Source organism: Klebsiella sp. 10-1, from assembly GCF_009758445.1.
Lineage (GTDB): Bacteria > Pseudomonadota > Gammaproteobacteria > Enterobacterales > Enterobacteriaceae > Klebsiella > Klebsiella scottii.
The window spans coordinates 249523-266910 of the sequence record NZ_WQRE01000001.1 but is presented as its reverse complement, the minus strand read 5'-3'; the positions used below and the strand labels follow the sequence as shown (position 1 = coordinate 266910).

15 protein-coding genes are annotated in these 17388 nt (G+C 55.9%); 12 read left to right on the top strand and 3 right to left on the bottom strand.

Annotation, left to right across the window (positions count from 1 at the left end):
• Window positions 1-20: 20 nt before the first annotated feature.
• Entirely contained in the window at window positions 21-1952 is a 1932-nt protein-coding gene (locus GO007_RS01270; protein ID WP_095094609.1) for a BglG family transcription antiterminator, read from the top strand.
• 179 nt (window positions 1953-2131) lie between these two features.
• On the opposite strand, the gene GO007_RS01265 is transcribed toward GO007_RS01270, so the two are convergent.
• Window positions 2132-2470, bottom strand: coding sequence for a hypothetical protein (locus tag GO007_RS01265; RefSeq protein ID WP_095094607.1), 339 nt, complete (start codon window positions 2468-2470; stop codon window positions 2132-2134).
• Window positions 2471-2534: 64 nt separating this feature from the next.
• Window positions 2535-2900, bottom strand: coding sequence for a hypothetical protein (locus tag GO007_RS01260; RefSeq protein WP_223261741.1), 366 nt, complete (start codon window positions 2898-2900; stop codon window positions 2535-2537).
• 220 nt (window positions 2901-3120) lie between these two features.
• Here GO007_RS01260 and GO007_RS01255 point away from each other — a divergent pair, with 220 nt between their 5' ends.
• Window positions 3121-3873 carry a response regulator transcription factor gene (locus GO007_RS01255; protein WP_095094605.1) on the top strand — a complete coding sequence of 251 codons (753 nt, stop codon included), beginning with the start codon at window positions 3121-3123 and terminating at the stop codon, window positions 3871-3873.
• Window positions 3861-5225, top strand: a complete 1365-nt coding sequence (locus GO007_RS01250) for an ATP-binding protein (protein WP_223261740.1) — start codon at window positions 3861-3863, stop codon at window positions 5223-5225. The genes GO007_RS01255 and GO007_RS01250 overlap by 13 nt, the downstream gene beginning before the upstream one ends.
• Here GO007_RS01250 and GO007_RS01245 read toward each other — a convergent pair.
• Window positions 5215-7149 carry a TonB-dependent receptor domain-containing protein gene (locus GO007_RS01245; protein WP_095094603.1) on the bottom strand — a complete coding sequence of 645 codons (1935 nt, stop codon included), beginning with the start codon at window positions 7147-7149 and terminating at the stop codon, window positions 5215-5217. The genes GO007_RS01250 and GO007_RS01245 overlap by 11 nt on opposite strands.
• 308 nt (window positions 7150-7457) lie before the next feature.
• Here GO007_RS01245 and GO007_RS01240 point away from each other — a divergent pair, with 308 nt between their 5' ends.
• The 9 genes from GO007_RS01240 (at window position 7458) to xisR (ending at window position 17246) form a co-directional block, all read left to right on the top strand.
• A complete protein-coding gene (locus tag GO007_RS01240) occupies window positions 7458-7841 on the top strand; it encodes a hypothetical protein (RefSeq protein ID WP_095094601.1) in 384 nt (127 codons plus the stop codon).
• Between the two features lie 316 nt (window positions 7842-8157).
• Window positions 8158-9285: a transporter substrate-binding protein gene (locus GO007_RS01235; protein ID WP_095094599.1), complete on the top strand. Its 1128-nt coding sequence runs from the start codon at window positions 8158-8160 to the stop codon at window positions 9283-9285.
• Window positions 9282-9875 (top strand): ANTAR domain-containing response regulator, encoded by a 594-nt coding sequence (locus GO007_RS01230; protein WP_095094597.1) that lies wholly within the window; start codon window positions 9282-9284, stop codon window positions 9873-9875. The genes GO007_RS01235 and GO007_RS01230 overlap by 4 nt, the downstream gene beginning before the upstream one ends.
• Window positions 9872-10720, top strand: a complete 849-nt coding sequence (locus GO007_RS01225) for an ABC transporter permease (RefSeq protein WP_095094595.1) — start codon at window positions 9872-9874, stop codon at window positions 10718-10720. Before GO007_RS01230 ends, GO007_RS01225 begins: the two co-directional genes overlap by 4 nt.
• Window positions 10720-11640, top strand: a complete 921-nt coding sequence (locus GO007_RS01220) for an ABC transporter permease (protein ID WP_095094593.1) — start codon at window positions 10720-10722, stop codon at window positions 11638-11640. The genes GO007_RS01225 and GO007_RS01220 overlap by 1 nt, the downstream gene beginning before the upstream one ends.
• Window positions 11641-11652: 12 nt before the next feature.
• Window positions 11653-13257 (top strand): ABC transporter substrate-binding protein, encoded by a 1605-nt coding sequence (locus GO007_RS01215; protein WP_095094589.1) that lies wholly within the window; start codon window positions 11653-11655, stop codon window positions 13255-13257.
• A gap of 58 nt (window positions 13258-13315) precedes the next feature.
• Complete coding sequence (locus tag GO007_RS01210) at window positions 13316-14263, top strand: acetamidase/formamidase family protein (protein ID WP_095094587.1); 948 nt, start codon at window positions 13316-13318, stop codon at window positions 14261-14263.
• 7 nt (window positions 14264-14270) lie between these two features.
• Window positions 14271-16004, top strand: coding sequence for an ABC transporter ATP-binding protein (locus tag GO007_RS01205; RefSeq protein ID WP_095094585.1), 1734 nt, complete (start codon window positions 14271-14273; stop codon window positions 16002-16004).
• 975 nt (window positions 16005-16979) lie between these two features.
• Window positions 16980-17246 carry an excisionase family protein gene (xisR, locus tag GO007_RS01200; protein ID WP_223261739.1) on the top strand — a complete coding sequence of 89 codons (267 nt, stop codon included), beginning with the start codon at window positions 16980-16982 and terminating at the stop codon, window positions 17244-17246.
• The last annotated feature ends 142 nt before the right edge of the window (window positions 17247-17388 follow it).

Below are 17388 nucleotides of genomic sequence, written 5' to 3'. Positions count from 1 at the left end.
CGTCAGACAAAGGAGAGGAAATGCAAAATAAGCATCTGAAACTGCTGCGGCTGTTTCTCGACGGCGCTGACGCGCAAACCGCACAGATGCTGGCTATGAATATGGCCGTCAGCGATCGCAGCGTGAAGAACTACATTGCCGAGATAAACGCGCATGAGCCAGGGCTTATCCAGTCTTCGCATCGCGGTTATGCGGTGGATAAAGAGCGCATCATGCGCGTGCTCTCCAGCCATGCCCATAAAATGCCGCAAACGCCGGAAGAAAGAATTAACTACCTGCTGACCCAGCTCCTCAACAGCCGCCAGCCGACGGCGCAACTGCCCGACCTGTACGGTCTGAGCGATGTGCTGTGCGTCAGCTATGAAACCGTCAAAAAAGATCTGCTGCTGGTCAGAAAAAAACTGAAAGATTTTAATCTGTACCTCACCGTGACCAACGATTGTCTGGCTATTGAGGGGCTGGAGCAGGACAAACGGCGGATGTTTTCCAGCATTCTGTACGCGGAATTTAGCGCGAATATTCTCAGCCTGACGGAAATCGGACGGATATTTCCCCGCTACGATATCGACCAGCTGGTCTCTATTCTGGTCGAATCATGTAAATCCTGGCACTACTTCATCAACGAATATGCGTTGCTAAGCCTGGTGCTGGATGTCGTTATCAGTATTGATCGCATTCGGAACGACCACACCTTTAATCCGTGTTCCGCCGCCTCGCCCGCTGCCGGTGAAAGAAAATATGATGAGCGTGAAACAACGCTGGCGCGCCACGTCATTAACGAAATTGAGCAGCACTTCGAGGTGATTTATAGCGAACAGGAAGCCGAAGCGCTCACCGTGGTTCTGCTCAGCAGTCTTATCAGAATCGACATGGACGAAATCCACGCCGGGAATATCGAGGTGCTGGCCGGCAAAGAGTGCATGGAGCTGGTGGCGATACTGTGCAAAGAAATGCGGCGCTATGATTTTATTGATGGCGACAGCGAGCAGTTCCTGGTGCGATTCACCATCCATATTAAAAATTTGCTGGTGCGGCTTCAGCATGGGCACGTTACCCGTAATCCCCTAACTGAACAGATTCGGACATCCTGCCCGCTTATTTTTGACTGCGCGGTGGCGATTTCGGAAAAAATTCGCCAGGCCACCGGCTTCACCGTGGACGAGCATGAAATTGCCTATATTGCGCTGCATATTGGCAGCATTTTGGGCAACCAGATCGCCGGACAAAATAAGGTGAGCTGCGTGCTGCTGGTGCCGCACTATCATAACCATACCAACCAGCTAATATCGCAGATTGACAGCCTGTTCGGCCAGCAGCTTATTATTCGGGCTATAATTACCTCCTATGAAGAGTTTGCCAACCTGCCGGCGCCTGACTTTCTGATCTCCACGCTGCGGATCCCGCAAACCCTGATGGAATGGGTTTATATTAATCCGTTTCTGACCGACAGGGATATTTCGGCCCTGCAGTATAAAATCGAGCGCGTACGGCAGAAGAAGAAACGGGCCCGGCTGCTGGAAAACCTGCAGCTTATCTCCAACGAAAAACTGTTTTTCCACAATCCGCAGCTGGCGGATGAAAACGAAGCGATTCCGTTTATGGCGGATGCGCTGCACCGCCACGGCTACGTGGATGCGGATTTCGTGCACGATGTTTTCCAGCGGGAGCACAACTACTCCACCACCTTTGGCAATATCGCCGTTCCGCATTCAATGAAGATGAATGCGGACAAAACCGGGCTATGCGTCGTGATTAGCGAGAAAAGCTTCCCGTGGGGCAATAACATGGTCAATGTAGTGCTGCTATTTTCGATTAATCAGGCCGAGAGGGCCCTGTTCTACGATATCTTCGATAACCTTATCGTACTGCTCCTCGAGCCGCCGAATTTGAAAAAGGCCAGCGAATGCCGCACGTGGCAGGAGTTTGTCACCACTATTATTGAATGTTTTTAAATCTAAAAAATACCCGCATATTTGACAGCCCGTAGCCGATACGCCGTATTCGCGCCTTGGGATATTTATGGACATGGAAACGCTACGCTACATGCCGGAAAACGGCTTTTGGGGTCCTTTGAGGGTAACGCAGTCGATGCTGCCCTGTTAAGAAGGGCATCTGGTTGCATAAGGAACGCTCACTTCAGGCGGCACTCTTTGTTTATTTCATTCTCAATATCTCGATCTTTCGAGTGCTCTACCAGTCGTTTAAATTTACGCTTGAGCTCAATACCGGACGGAGTACAGTTTTTTGAGTCAGCTAGCTGTACCGCAGCACTGTAAGCGTTGTAGCAGCGATCAACATCCGAAACGTCCTTTTTGCACTGGCTGAAAAGGAGATAAGTATTGTCGGGTTGCTGCAACATTTTTTCTAACTCACTATTGGTTTGCAACTCCCGAAATATTTTGGGAAAAAACAGGGCTGTCGCTACCGCTACCAGAACTACACCAATCGCCACCGTTAATTTGAATGTCATACTGATTTTCTCGCGCTGACGTAATATTTGCTTCCGGATAACCGCTACACGGCAGAACGTGTAATTAAAGGTCGTTTTGGCAGCTGGATATCATAGACAAAATGGCCCTCTGTACGTCCGGAGCATGAGGGGCATAATAAAAATCTACGCTTGTTTGTTTTTTACCAAAGGATGAGACATCAACCCACGCCACATCTTCATAGTTGGCGTCCTGCAAATTGTAGCGTTGCGTCCCTCCAGGCAAAGGGTCATCCTTCATTAAGGACAATTTCTGCGAGAGCGCTGCTGAATACAGACAATTCTCTACAGCGGGCTTTTGCCCGGCGAAATATACCGTTTTTAATTCCGGGTGAATGCCAACACGACCAGGATCCACGCAACCACAAAGCATAACGGCGATAATGCTTATAGCGGTTTTATTCATCGCCATAAGTCCTCCTTCGAATAAATGCCGCTCATATTAACCGGGCGTTCTTATACACAGGCTCAATAGTATCTTAACCTTGAACGTCTGGTTTGAACTGAAACACGGCAAACTGGCAGCCAACCATTTGCGATAAAGAGGCCAACACGATTATTGAAAATAACACTCATTCTCATTATATTGTTATGCTATTCTTCCCTCCGCCGCGTCTAAGTCGTCAGTAATAATGGATAACTTTTCTTTTCCTGTCAGTATCTTAGTCGTTGATGATCACCGAAAAATTCGCGAACCGCTTGCTGCATGGCTGCGGCGTCAGCGCCTCAATGTCATCACGGCTGATGATGCCACCTCAATGTGGTCAATGCTGCGTTCAAACACCTTTAACCTGATCGTTCTGGATGTCATGCTGCCTGACGGTGACGGCATGCTGCTTTGCCAGCAGATTCAGCGCAAATACAAAACGCCTGTCATCCTGCTTACTGCGAAGGACGCGCTTGACGACCGCATCAGTGGGCTGGAGATGGGGGCTGATGATTACGTGGTAAAGCCATTCGAGCCGCGTGAGCTACTTGCCCGCATCCATACCGTGCTGAGGCGTGCCCGGAGAACGGATGGGCCACAGCATACTGCTCACCAACGGCCCGATCGTACGATGAATTTTTCCGGGTTGATCTACCGGCCGGTCAGCCGCACGGTCACCAATCCACAGGGGATAACGCTGAAGCTGAGTACTGTGGAAGCCAGGCTCCTGACCGCTTTTCTCTCCAGCCCGGGTGCTGTACTCAGCCGGGAAGTGCTGATGGATCGCTGCATAACGCCCGGAAATGAGGTTTTTGACCGGGCAATCGATCGACAGGTCAGCCGCCTACGAAACCGCCTGCAGCAGTTGCTTCCGGGCGTTGTTCTGCTGGATACGGTATGGGGAGAGGGCTACCGTCTGGCTTCGCAGGTTGAGGCGCGCGACGAATGCCTCAGCTAAAACGCCTGCTGCCGCAGAGAATGATGAGCCAGCTTGGTTTGCTGATGGTTTCGGCAATTGTGATTGCCAATCTGCTCGCGGTGGGCGGCCTTCAGCTGATCGGTAATTTGCTCTCTCCTGCCACGCGTAATCTGGCTGTGGAACGTATTGAGCTGGCCTATCTTACCAGCCAGCTGGCGGCTGGTTCTCCGTTACATATTCTTCGTGAGGATGGCGCCAGGTTCTGGATTGCCGATCATGCTGAAGTGACGCCTTTCCCCATGCGGCGTGAAGAGCGGCGCCTGCGTGACGCTATTTTGAAGTTAAAGGGATTTGCGCCGGACATGCAGGTGACGTTTCAGCTCGAGCGTTCCAACGGTGGGCCGGCGCGCTGGCATCTCTTTAGTACGGAAAATAGCGACCCTTTAAGGCTGCGATCGACGCTCTCTTTGCCTGACGGGACTTATCTGAACGGCATACAGCCGCTTGATCCGGCATATGCATGGATACAGCTGCTCTCACTGTCACTGGTCATCATGACGGTTCCGCTGATCCTGCTGAGTCTTTACTTCACCCACCGCGTTGTCAGGCCGATTCAGCGACTTGCCGCCGCCGCTGATGCCCTTAGTCGGGGAGACTGGACCGGTAGTCTACCTCTCGTTGGCCCGCGGGAATCGAAAGACCTGACGGGTAGCTTTAATCTGATGCAGCAACGTCTTGCCCGACATCTGGAAGGCAAGACCCGTATGCTGGCCTCAATGAGCCACGACTTCAACACGCCGCTGACAGAACTGCGCCTGCAGATAGAACTCATGGACGCCGGAGAGGCTCGTGATGACATGCTGGAAAGTCTCATTGAATTGCAGAGTATGGTCAGTGAAACGCTGAACTTTATCCGTGATGAAACGCCGCAGGAGAAAACCTGCCGCTGCAACCTGAGCAAGTTACTGAGCGATCTGACGCATCGTTACGGCCAAAAAGGCGAGTCAGTTAACTGGCAGGGAGAGGCAGAGATTACGATCAACTGCCGACCGCTGGCGATAAAACGGGTACTAAGCAATCTTATTGAGAACGCATTGAGCTATGCAGGCGAGGCATCCGTCATACTCACAACGGAGAGCAACATGGTAAGGATAGATGTTCTGGACAGCGGTCCGGGTATCCCGGAGAAACAGCTTGAGCAGGTCTTCGAACCCTTCGTTCGCTTGAATGATAATCGCGCCGCCCGACACCACTTTGGCGGCGGGCTGGGTTTAGGTTTATCGATTGCCCGTGCTTGCGTCCATGCCCACGGCGGCGAGCTGAGCCTGAAGAATCGCTCGCCCGCCGGTTTATGTGCAACGATTTTGCTGCCAGGAGCGATCAGAAGCTGAGCGTCACTCCCCCCCAGAAGGTTCGACCGTAGTTGACCGTACCGTAGGTTTCGTCGTTCAGACGCTTATCGCCAATGTTGTAAATAGCGCCATTGAGGGCCAGATTCCGGCTAAGCTGATGCGACACGCCAACATCTGCCGTCAGGTAATCGGGGGCCGGCTCAGCGGTAACGGAGGTCCCGTACTCTTTACCGTAATAGTTAGCCGCTGCCCAAAACTGCGTTTGTCCCGTGTAATCCCATTCGCTGCGCAGGCTGGCTTTATGCTTAGCAGTTAAAGCCAGCGGCGCCCCTTTATTGCTGCCGCTTTTCTGCTCTGAATCCAGGAAGGTATAGTTAGCCTTTAACGATAGCTCAGGCGTTATCTTCCAGCTGCCGGTTAATTCCGCGCCTCTGATGATCGCTTTATCAATATTGATACGCTCCATCACGATATAACCGTTCCAGCGTCGATCCGTCGTTAGCGTGGAAAGCTTGTCCTGGAAGTCGTTGTAGAAGAGCGTAGCGCTGGCAGAAAGATCGTCACGATTCGACCACATCGCGGAAAGCTCGTAATTGGTACTGGTTTCAGGCTTCAGATTGGGATTACCGAGCATGGCCCAGGTATTGCGGCGCAGTACCGCGTAATCGTCAATCACCGCGCGAATTTCCGGCGCCTTAAAGCCTCGCGCGACGCCGCCTTTCAGGGTCCACTCATCACTGACATACCAAACGCCATATAAGCGCGGGCTGTAGTGATTGCCGTACTGTTCGTGATTATCAAGGCGTAATCCACCGGTGAGCGAGAACGATTCAGCGAGCCGCCATTCGTCCTCGATGAACAGCGCTCGTTGCACCACGCTATAGCGATGATCCTGGCGTGTACCATCTCCCTGGTTCCAGTCTTTTAGCTCATTTTCCTGCCACTGTCCGCCCAGCGTGGCGGTATGGTACATGGTTGGCACGATCAGTTTTGCATCCAGCACGCTATTTTTGATGGTGGGTTTACGGCCGTAAACGTCACTCTGTGAAGGGCTGGCTAATCCTTCACGGCTGGTTTTTTCCTGAGCAAAAGAAACCGTCGATGTTCCCCAGTCCCAGCGGCCGTCGTAGCTGACAGACCAGTGATCGCGGTTATTTTTTTGTTCACGCGTCGCCCAGTTTGCACTCTCGCCGTCACCGTTTTTCAGGCGACTGACGCCGCCTTCAAGCTGCAGCTCCTGATTATCGGTTGGCGCGAATGACAGCCTCCCGGTTACGTCCTTATGGTCGGCTTTGCTGAAGCCATTGGTGTTCTGCACATCATCATCGGCCTGACGATCCAGATAGCGCCCCCATAGCTGTAAGCCCAGCTTGTCATCGACCAAGGGACCCGCCAGGTAAAACTGCGTGTTTGCCGCATTGCCCTGGTCGTCATGCTGGCGAGCAGCATAGTCCCAGGAGAGCGACCCGCCCCACTGCTTATTGACCTTACGGGTAATGATATTGATGACTCCGCCAATCGCATCTGACCCGTAAAGCGATGACATTGGCCCGCGAATCACCTCAATACGTTCGATGGCGGCCGCCGGCGGGATAAAACTCTGCTCATAACCGGCATTGCCATTCACCCGGGAATCGCGACCACTCTGGCGCTTTCCGTCAACAAGGATGAGCGTGTAATCTCCCGGCATGCCGCGAATGGAGATGTCATTTTCATTGGCGCCGCCGATGACGGCTACACCTTCGACATCGCGAACGGCATCAGCCAGGTTTTGGATAGAACGTTTACGGAGATCCTCGCCTGAAATCACGGTCACTGACGCGGGTGCATCTTCCAGCCGCTGTTCAAATCCGGATGCTGTGACCACCATCGTCTCTGACTCTGCTGCGCTGGCCGCTGAGGTGAATAGCAGGATCAGACTGGCTAATTCAGTTCGTTTAAATTTAATGATTGAGTTGCACATGATTGATTAACGCCCCCGACAAAAACGCTAATAGTAATCATCCGCATCTGTGAAAATTGGACAAAGTGAGACAGATAAATGACTTCCGGACCCATGATGGCCCGCGTATGGCACCGACTATCGGCAATGCTGCCGGGGGAGCGTTCTGTTTACCGATCGTTCTTTGAAAAAGTTTGGACGGATCGGGCCGATCGCTATACTGATGCATCAATAGATTGAACCATCCAGATCTTTGCCAGCTGCATAGTGCAGACCCGGCATAAATACGCGATGGCTGAAGTGAAAAAACTTTCACAGGGAGATGGATAATGATGAGAAAACTAGCGTATAGCTTACTGATGATATTATGTGGGGCCGTTTTGACGATTTCCGCCATTTTCGTGATGATGGCGTTTTCTCGGGTTTTCCCAGCCAGCGATGAATTTCAACAATCCTGTCGAAAGTTTGATGCTGAAGAGATAAAAACAAAATTCATTCAGTCGTGGTTCAGGATGGCGGCAAAGGACGATCGTCTGGAAAAGATGGGGTTATCTAAGGTGGCATTCATTACAACGCCCTCCTTTTCAGACAACGCCTGGTCCGGGAAATTATTGGTTATTGGCGAAAAGAGTCGATACTCAGCGTACGTCATTCTTAACTGTCACAACGGTTATTATGATTACACAGACCTCTCCGAGGGTGAGGACGAATAAGCATTATCCCTGCCCTTTGGGCTAAAGCTAGCAGCTATATCCCGCAATATTGATCGAGAGATCTTCCTGTTCCATGCAGTAGAACCCTGCACTATGCTGGGGAATCTGCATCCTCGTAGTGCAATGCCGCAAAATCAAAAATTCTAACCTGATGATCTCGCAGAACTTTAAAGATGGCATGAATTTTTCATGCCGGTTATATACAAGCCGGGGCAACCCTTAAGCCTTGTTCCCATTAAATATCGACAGGTAATGAAGCCTGATTGTCCTGCTAAGGACGATCGGGCTTTTTTTATTGAGGCGGAGAGCAAAGCACGTGCAAACCATTGATATCGGCATTCTGCTGTCAACGGAAGGGACCTATAGCCATATGGCGAACAGCGCGCTGTCCGGCGCGCGCCATGCGCTGGCGGAAATCAATGCCGATCCCGCTTCCCCATTTCAGCTCCGGGCCCGGCATATCAACCCGGCGGGCGAGCTGGCGGCCTACGGCGAAGCGGTGAGCGACTTTATCGATCGCGGCATCCGCCATATTTTCGGCACCATAACCTCCGCCAGCCGTAAGGAGATAATCCCTGACCTGGAGCAGCATAACCTGCTGCTGTGGTACGGCTGTCCTTACGAAGGGTTCGAGAGCTGCGAGCAGGTGGTGTATCTCGGCGGCTGCCCGAACCAGACCCTGCTGCCGCTGCTGCGGCTGGCGCTGGATACGTTCGGAACCCGCGCCTGGCTGACCGGCTCCAACTACGTCTGGGGCTGGGAGAGCAACCGCATCGCCCGCGAAGTGGTGGAAGCCTCCGGCGGCACGGTGGCGGGTGAAAAATATCTGCACCTGAGAAACAGCAGCGTAACGGAGCTGGTCGAGGCGATTCTCAGCACAGATGTCGATTTTGTGCTCAACAACCTGGTGGGCGAAAGCTCTTACGCTTTTCTGCGCGCACTGGACGCGGCCTGTGTTCGCGAGCGGCGAACGCTAGCAGTGCTCAGCTGTAACTTTACCGAAGCGGAAGTCGATGAGGTTGCCCCGCTGCGGGCGGTGCGCCTGCTCTCCTGCGGCCCGTTTTTTGAAAGCGTCGACCCCGACTTTTGCGCGCGGCAGCGCCTGCTGCACGGCGCGCAGCGCATCTCCCACTACTACATCGGCGCCTGGCGGGCGGTAAGGCTGTTTGCCGACAGCCTGCGTCAGGCCGGAGACAGCCAGCCGGAAGCGGTGCTGGCGGCGCTGTATCGCCAGCATGACGCGCGGTCGCCTGGCGCTCGCTCGGTGCTGGCGCAAAACAACCACGCCTGCCTGCCCTGCCATATCGCCGAGCTGCAGCAAACCCGCTTTCAGCTGCTGCATAGCGAACCGCAGCCGGTGATGCCCGACCCCTATCTTTCTGCGACCGACCTGCGCCACGGTCGGACGGTTTCGGCCAGACCTACCCTGAGGATTGTGAAATGAAAACGCTACTGTCCCCGGATTTTGATGCTCAGCCGCTCCTGCTGGTGGATTGTGAAGCGAGGAGCCGTGAAGCGCTGGAAAAGAATCTCACGCGGATGGGCATTCGCTGGCATCACCTGACGGCGGATGAGGCCGCGCCGCCGCTTACCCCCTGCGCGGTGCTGGTGGAGCTGGAGGCGTTCGCCAGCCCGCTGACCCTGCAACAGGTCAATCTGGCGGGGATACCGGTGATTGCGCTGACCTCGCACGAGGGGCTTTCCCAGGTACAGCGCGCGCTGGAGCTGGGAGCCACGGCGATCCTCGCCAAACCCATTACCCAGCGGGCCATCTATACCACCCTGATGATGGCGGTAGGGCTGCGTCAGCAGCAGAATGACGGCCGGCAGCAGCAGGCGCTTCTGCGCCAGCGTCTGGCGGCGATGCCGCAGATTACCAGGGCGCTGGCGGCCCTGATGATGGCGGAAAATATTGATGAACAACAGGCCTGGGTTCGCCTGCGCACGGAATCGATGCGCACCAACCAGCCGGTGGCGCAGGTGGCGCAGCAGTGGTTGCTGCGGATGGCGCCCGGCGAACGGGGGGCGCAATGAGCCGGATGGGGTATCTCCTGCGGCGGCCCGCGCTGCTGCTCTCGCTGCTGTTTATTCTGCTGGTGGTGCTGGCCGCGCTGTTCGCCCCCTGGCTCACGCCCTTCGATCCCAATGAACAGTTTGTCGAGGGGCTGAGCCTTGAGGGCGCCCCGCTCCCGCCCAACGCTACTTACTGGCTGGGAACCGATCTGCTGGGGCGCGATCTGTTCTCGCGGCTGATTTACGGCGCGAGAACTTCGCTGCTGATCGGCGTGGTCGCCAACGGTATTGCGGTACTGACTGGCGTACTGGTGGGGCTGAGCGCCGGTTATATGCAGGGGCGTATCGGAGGGCTGCTGATGCGCTTTACCGATCTGATGATGGCGTTTCCGGCGCTGCTGCTGGCGATTGCGCTGGCGGCGATTTTCCAGCCCAGCGTCTGGATCGTGGCGATGGTGATCGCCATGGTGAACTGGGTGCAGATCGCCCGGGTTATCTACGCCGAAACCAGCGCCCTCAGCGCCCGCGACTTTATCGCCGTGGAACGTACCCTGGGGGCCGGAACCTTACGCATTCTCGGCGTGCATCTAATTCCGCATCTGGTGCCTACGGTACTGGTCTGGGCCACCCTGGGCATCTCCACCACGGTACTGCTGGAGGCCACCCTCTCGTTTCTCGGGGTGGGGGTACAGCCGCCGACCGCGAGCTGGGGCAATATCATCTTTGAAAGCCAGACCTGGTTCACCTCGGCCCCGTGGTTGGTGTTCTTTCCCGGTGCGGCGATCGTGCTGCTGTCGCTCGCTTTCAATATCGCCGGCGACGCCCTGCGCGACGCCCTCGACCCTGGTTTAAAACGGAGAAGCTGATGCTGTTTCTGGGAAAACGTCTGTTGCATGCCGGGCTGATCCTGCTTGGCGTTACGCTGATCTGCTACCTGCTGCTGTTTATGCTGCCCGCCGATCCGGCACGCCAAATCGCCGGACGCAGCGCCACGCCGGAAGTGGTCGAAAACATCCGCCATCAGTTGGGGCTGGATCTGCCGTTTTATCAGCAATATTTGCGCTATCTGAACGGGCTGCTGCACGGCGATCTGGGTCGCTCGTTTATTCAGCGCAGCGAAGTGAGCGAACTGATTTCCGCCCGTATCGGGCCTTCGCTGCAGCTGATGGCGGCGGGGATTTTCTGCGAGCTGGTGCTGGGGATCGCTCTCGGCACCCTGGCGGCGCTAAAGCGCGGCGGGCTGGCGGACCGGCTGCTGATGGCGCTCTCCTTTATCGGCGTCTCGGCACCGCAGTTCATCGCCGCGATGCTGTTTCTCTATCTTTTCGCCGTGGTGCTCAACTGGTTCCCGATGGGGGGCTACGGCGGCTTCAGCCATCTGGCGCTGCCGGCGCTCACCCTCGGCCTGCTCGGCAGCGGCTGGTACTCGCGCATGCTGCGCTCATCGATGATTGAAGTGCTGCACCAGGATTTTATCCGCACCGCGCGGGCAAAAGGGCTCGGCAGAACCCGCGTGCTGCTGCGCCACGTGCTGCCAAATGCCGTGCTGCCGCTGATTCCGATGATCGGCATTGATATCGGCATATTTATGGGCGGGCTGGTGGTGGTCGAGTCGGTCTTTGGCTGGCCAGGCATCGGTCAGCTGGCCTGGCAGGCGATTCAACAGGTGGATATTCCGGTTATTGTCGGGGTCACCACCGTCTCAGCGGTTGCCATTGTTGGCGGCAACCTTATTGCGGATCTGGTGCTGCCGTGGGTCGATCCGCGCATTGATGTCAAAAAGTAGCAGGGGAAAATGATGAAAAAAGCGTTACTGACAATGGCGGTGGCCGCAGCCTGTTTCTCTTATGGCGCGCAGGCTGACGAGAAGACCGGCGGCGATATCGTGGTGACATACCAGAACGACGTGGCGACTCTGGATCCGGCCATTGGCTATGACTGGCAAAACTGGTCGATGATCAAAAGCCTGTTCGACGGCCTGATGGACTACCGCCCCGGCACCACCGAGCTGGTGAACGATCTGGCGGAAAGCTACGCCGTTTCCGACGATGGCAAGGTCTACACCTTTGTGCTGCGCAAAGGGGTTAAATTCCACAACGGCCGCGAGGTCACGGCGGCGGACGTGAAATATTCGCTGGAGCGTACCGTCAACCCGAAAACCCAGAGCCCGGGCGCCGGATTCTTCAGCCCCATCGCGGGCTATGACGAAGAGGCCAGCGGTAAAGCCACAACCCTGAGCGGCATCGAGGTCGTGGACGATCATACCGTAAAGATCACCCTGAAAGAGCCCAACGCCACCTTCCTGCACGTGCTGGCGCTGAACTTCGCCTCGGTGGTGCCGCATGAGGAGGTGGCGAAATGGGGCCCGGACTTCGGCAAGCATCCGGTCGGCAGCGGCGCGTTTGAGCTGCAGGAGTGGAAGCTGGGCCAGGAGCTGATTTTCCGCAAGAACCCGAACTACTTTAAAGCCGGCGTGCCGCGGCTGGATCGCATTAAGTTTGAAATAGGCCAGGATCCCTCGGTCGCCCTGCTGCGGCTGGAAAAAGGCGAAGTGGATATCGCCGGCGACGGCGTGCCGCCCGCGCAGTTTCTGGCGTTTAAAAACAACCCGGCCTATAAGGGCCTGATGGTCACCGGCGACCAGCTGCAGACCGGCTACGTGACGATGAAAACCACGCTGCCCCCCTTCGATAACCTCAAGGTTCGCCAGGCGGTGAACATGGCGGTCAACAAAGACCGCATCGTGCGCATCATCAACGGACGCGCGGCGCCGGCCAATCAGCCGCTGCCGCCCGCTATGCCCGGCTACGACAAGGCTTATCAGGGTTTCAGCTACGATCCGGAAAAAGCGAAGCAGCTGCTCAGCGAAGCGGGCTTTCCCAACGGTTTTGCGACCGAACTGTACGTGATGAATACCGATCCGCAGCCGCGTATTGCCCAGTCCATCCAGCAGGATCTGGCTAAAGTGGGCATTCGCGCCAGCATCAAATCCCTGGCCCAGGCGAACGTGATTGCGGCGGGCGGTTCCGCTAGCCAGGCGCCGATGGTCTGGTCCGGCGGCATGGCGTGGATCGCCGACTTTCCGGACCCCTCCAACTTCTATGGCCCGATCCTCGGCTGCGCGGGGGCGGTAGAGGGCGGATGGAACTGGGCGCGTTACTGTAACAAGGCGCTGGACGCACAGGCGGCCGCGGCGGACAACATGGTGAAACCTGACCAGCAGGGCGCGCGTATTGAAGCCTGGCGCAAAATCTTTACCACGGCGATGAGCGACGCGCCCTGGGTGCCGGTATTCAACGAGAAGCGTTACACCGTGCACTCCGCGCGTATGGGCGGCGAGGATGCCCTCTATGTGGATCCGGTCCATGTACCGGTCAACTACGACTATATCGGGCTGAAATAATCTGCCGGCATCGTGCCGCGTTTGCCGGAACGGTGCCGCTGCTTAAAGGGGATTCAAGATGTGCCAAAATTGTCTGGTGAAGACCATTCATCATATGCAACACCATTTCGGCTGGGACAACAGCCTGAGCCCGGCGCTGCGCGTGGCTTCCGGCAGCCAGCTGGAGTTTCACTGCCTGGATGCCGCTAACGGCTGGTTCAGCGCCGGCTCAACCGCAGCGGATATCCCGACGCTGCCTTTTGATAAGCTCAACCCGGTCAGCGGGCCGGTCTATGTGGAGGGCGCCCGGCCGGGCGATGCGCTGAAGGTCACGCTGGAATCATTTCATCCCAGCGGCTTCGGCTGGACCGCCAATATCCCGGGCTTCGGTCTGCTGGCCGATGCGTTTCCCGAGCCGGCGCTGACGCTCTGGCAGTATGACAGACAGAACTTATCCCCCTGCGCCTTTGGCCGCTATGGCCGCGTGCCGCTGAAGCCCTTCGCCGGCACCATCGGCGTCGCCCCCGCCGCCGCCGGCCATCATTCGGTGGTGCCGCCGCGCCGCGTCGGCGGCAATCTGGATATTCGCGATTTGGCCGCCGGCTGCACGCTATGGCTGCCGGTGGAAGTAGAAGGCGCGCTGTTTTCAATTGGCGACACCCACGCCGCACAGGGCGATGGCGAAGTCTGCGGCACGGCGATCGAAAGCGCCATGGATGTGGTGGTAAAGCTGGAGGTGGTTAAGGATATGCCGCTGAAAACGCCGCGTTTTACCACCCCAGGTCCGGTGACCCGTCATCTGGATCGGCAAGGCTACAGCGCCTTCACCGGCATTGGCCCGGATCTGATGACCGCCGCCCGCGACGCGGTAAGCTACACCATCGATGCCCTGTGCCGCGAACAGGGAATGTCGGCAGAAGAGGCCTATATGCTCTGTTCCGTGTGCGGCGATCTGCGCATCAGCGAAATCGTCGATCGGCCTAACTGGGTGGTGTCGTTCTATTTTCCCAACAGCGTGTTTAATTAGGAGCGTTATGTCAGCAGCCATGTTCCCGGCGCCGCTACTCTCGGTGGAGCGCCTGTCGATCCAGTTTGGTACACAGCGGGTGGTGGATGACGTCAGCTTTGCGCTCTGGCCAGGAAAAACCCTGTGCATCGCCGGCGAGTCGGGCAGCGGTAAGTCGCTGACCTCGCTGGCGATCATGGGACTGCTTCCTGAGGAAGCGCATATTCCTGGCGGCGCCGTGATTTTTGCTGATCAGGATCTGCTCAGCTTGCCGGAGCGGCAAATGCAACAGCTGCGCGGCAAAGCGGTCGCCATGATTTTTCAGGAGCCGATGACCTCGCTCAACCCGCTGATGACGGTAGGCCAGCAGCTGGAAGAGACCCTGCAACGGCACGAAGCGCTGGGCCGCCGCGAGCGGCGCGGGCGGATCGGCGCGATGCTGGACGCGGTCAAAATCGGCCAGGTGGAGAAGCGCCTGCAGCAGTATCCGCACGAGCTTTCCGGCGGCATGCGCCAGCGGGTGATGATCGCCATGGCGATGCTGTGTCAACCGCAGGTGCTGATTGCAGATGAGCCGACGACGGCCCTTGATGTCACTATTCAGGCGCAAATTCTCGATTTGATGCGCGAGCTGCAGCAGGAGTTTTCCACCAGCCTGCTGCTGATCACCCACGATATGGGGGTGGTAGCGGAAATGGCCGATGACGTGCTGGTCATGAATCACGGCAAAATCGTGGAGCAGTCCCCGGTAAAAACGCTGTTTACCGCGCCGCAGGCGCCCTATACCCGCCAGCTGCTGCAGGCGGTGCCGGTGCTGGGCCAGGCGCCCGCGCTGGCGCCGGTTGAACAGACCCAACCGCTGCTCAGCGTCCGCGACCTCTGCGTACGCTTTCCGGTGCGCGGCGACGGCCTGCGCATGCGCCGCGAAGTTCATGCCGTAGATGGCGTCAGCTTCGATCTTTTCCCCGGCGAAACGCTGGGCATCGTCGGGGAAAGCGGCTGCGGTAAATCAACGACGGCGAAGGCGTTGATGAATATGGTGCCGTTTAGCGGCAGCGCGCAGCTCAGCGGGCAGGAGATGCACGGCCTGCAGGGTGAGGCGTTAAGAGCGATACGGCGTGATTTGCAGATGGTGTTTCAGGATCCCTCTGCGGCGCTTAATCCGCGCAAAACCATTTTCGATCTGATGGGGGAACCGCTGCTGATTCATGAGCAGATGCCTGTGGCACAGCGCACGGAGCGGGTGGCGCAGCTGTTGCAGCAGGTAGGCCTGCCTGCTGACGCGATGCGGCGGTATCCGCACCAGTTTTCCGGCGGCCAGCGCCAGCGCATCTGCATCGCGCGCGCCCTGGCGCTGAACCCTAAAGTGATTATCGCCGATGAATCGGTCTCGGCGCTGGATGTGTCGGTACAGGCGCAGGTGCTGACGCTGCTGGAGGATTTGCGCCAGCGCTACCAGCTCAGCTATCTGTTTATTTCCCATGATATGGCGGTAGTGGAACGCATTTGCCATCGGGTGGCGGTGATGTTTGGCGGCCAGATCGTGGAGATCGGCCCGCGCGATCGGGTACTGCACCATCCGCAGCATCCTTATACCAGACACCTGCTCAGCGCCGTTCCTATGCCGGACGTGCAGCGCAAGCGCGAACCCCGCGTCGCCAGCGCAATACCGGAGCGCCCTGACCCCATCAAACCCCTGGGCTGGCAGAGCGTCCGGCAGCGCTTTACTGATTTTGGCGGCGGACACCTCGCCGCCTGCTGATCGACGAAAGCGTTAAGCCGTCGGGTTTTCCACCGGTGATTCAGACGAGGCAACAACGCTTTTTCTGCCGGGTTGCGGTTCCCGGACCCAGCGCATCTGCTGCCTCTCCCTGCGGCCCTGACCAGCCTCCAGGACGTACCGTTCTGGCGGCTGAGGACGCTGTCCGCAATGACCTGGAGGATTTATCTTTAAGTTTAGATATATCGACCCGGCGGGATGGTAGCTTCATTTTGGGGTATCTCATTTCATTGAGCCGGAATCTACCCCACATGAATGGCGATTTCAGTAGACGATAGCAGGCGTTGAGGTAATGGGATATTGGCGAATGCCGCGTGTATGCTGGATTTAGTAGACTTCAGGAGACGTTAAGAGAAGTGAAAATGGTACCCCTACAGGATTCGATATAAACACGTAACAAATTGATTTTATTTAACTACATAGGTTACGAAAATCGCACATACCCCCAAATGTACCCCCATATATTTTTCTGCGGATGAGAATTGACTATTTATCGCGCAATTTGGGTCTCAGGGTACCTTCTCACATGTCGGTAATATCCACCGGTACAAAATCACGCCTAAATTTATGTGCGGAAAAATTTCTCTATATACATGCAAAATGTGTTGGTTCGGTTGGTTCAGTTGCCTCAAAACGTAAAGACCTTTGTTTTATTTATATATTTCCCCAAAAACTGAACCAACACTACTTCATTTTGAACCAACATTTGGCGAGTTGAACCAACATTCGCTGTGATTCAAATAGCAAAATCACAAATTCAGCCGGTCATTACCGATACAGATTCTGTTGATGCCATTCTTTGACCATCTCTGAGATGTAGTGAACAACGAAGGTATTCGTTGAAACATTGGTCAATATTGATCTTGCACAACGGCATGCTGCGCCCTGTTACAAAAGGTAGGTCAACGATGAACCTTACATAAACACTCAAGAAAGCATTTAAAACAGGAGATAGCTGTGGGAAAAGACTCAGAGCCACAAATCATAAATTTAATCGCCTACCCTGGGAAATGGGTTGCGGAGGAGCAGTTAATAGCACTGAAGGGAATCAAAAAAGGGACGCTGAAGAAAGCTCGAGAGAATACCTTCATCGAGGGAAGAGAGTACAAGCATGTGGCATTCGATGGAAAACCTTGGGATAACAGCCCATGCTTTTATAACATTGACGAAATTGATCGATGGATTGAACGACAGTCCATTGCTCGGCCCCGGCGATATAGATAAGTCTTCGAAAAGTTAGTTTTTCGGTGGATACCATCCTGGATACTTCACGTTTGGATACTGTCTCGCGAAGCTAGTGAGCCGGTTCTACATACGGGAATATCCCGTATGTAGAACCGGCAAATTTAATACGCCCGATCGCCCC

Excerpts from the sequence above, each read along its gene's own strand:
- GO007_RS01270 (WP_095094609.1), top strand. The coding sequence starts at position 21 with ATGCAAAATAAGCATCTGAAACTGCTGCGGCTGTTTCTCGACGGCGCT.
- GO007_RS01265 (WP_095094607.1), bottom strand. The coding sequence starts at position 2,470 with ATGACATTCAAATTAACGGTGGCGATTGGTGTAGTTCTGGTAGCGGTA.
- GO007_RS01260 (WP_223261741.1), bottom strand. The coding sequence starts at position 2,900 with ATGGCGATGAATAAAACCGCTATAAGCATTATCGCCGTTATGCTTTGT.
- GO007_RS01255 (WP_095094605.1), top strand. The coding sequence starts at position 3,121 with ATGGATAACTTTTCTTTTCCTGTCAGTATCTTAGTCGTTGATGATCAC.
- GO007_RS01250 (WP_223261740.1), top strand. The coding sequence starts at position 3,861 with ATGCCTCAGCTAAAACGCCTGCTGCCGCAGAGAATGATGAGCCAGCTT.
- GO007_RS01245 (WP_095094603.1), bottom strand. The coding sequence starts at position 7,149 with ATGTGCAACTCAATCATTAAATTTAAACGAACTGAATTAGCCAGTCTG.
- GO007_RS01240 (WP_095094601.1), top strand. The coding sequence starts at position 7,458 with ATGATGAGAAAACTAGCGTATAGCTTACTGATGATATTATGTGGGGCC.
- GO007_RS01230 (WP_095094597.1), top strand. The coding sequence starts at position 9,282 with ATGAAAACGCTACTGTCCCCGGATTTTGATGCTCAGCCGCTCCTGCTG.
- GO007_RS01225 (WP_095094595.1), top strand. The coding sequence starts at position 9,872 with ATGAGCCGGATGGGGTATCTCCTGCGGCGGCCCGCGCTGCTGCTCTCG.
- GO007_RS01220 (WP_095094593.1), top strand. The coding sequence starts at position 10,720 with ATGCTGTTTCTGGGAAAACGTCTGTTGCATGCCGGGCTGATCCTGCTT.
- GO007_RS01215 (WP_095094589.1), top strand. The coding sequence starts at position 11,653 with ATGAAAAAAGCGTTACTGACAATGGCGGTGGCCGCAGCCTGTTTCTCT.
- GO007_RS01210 (WP_095094587.1), top strand. The coding sequence starts at position 13,316 with ATGTGCCAAAATTGTCTGGTGAAGACCATTCATCATATGCAACACCAT.
- GO007_RS01205 (WP_095094585.1), top strand. The coding sequence starts at position 14,271 with ATGTCAGCAGCCATGTTCCCGGCGCCGCTACTCTCGGTGGAGCGCCTG.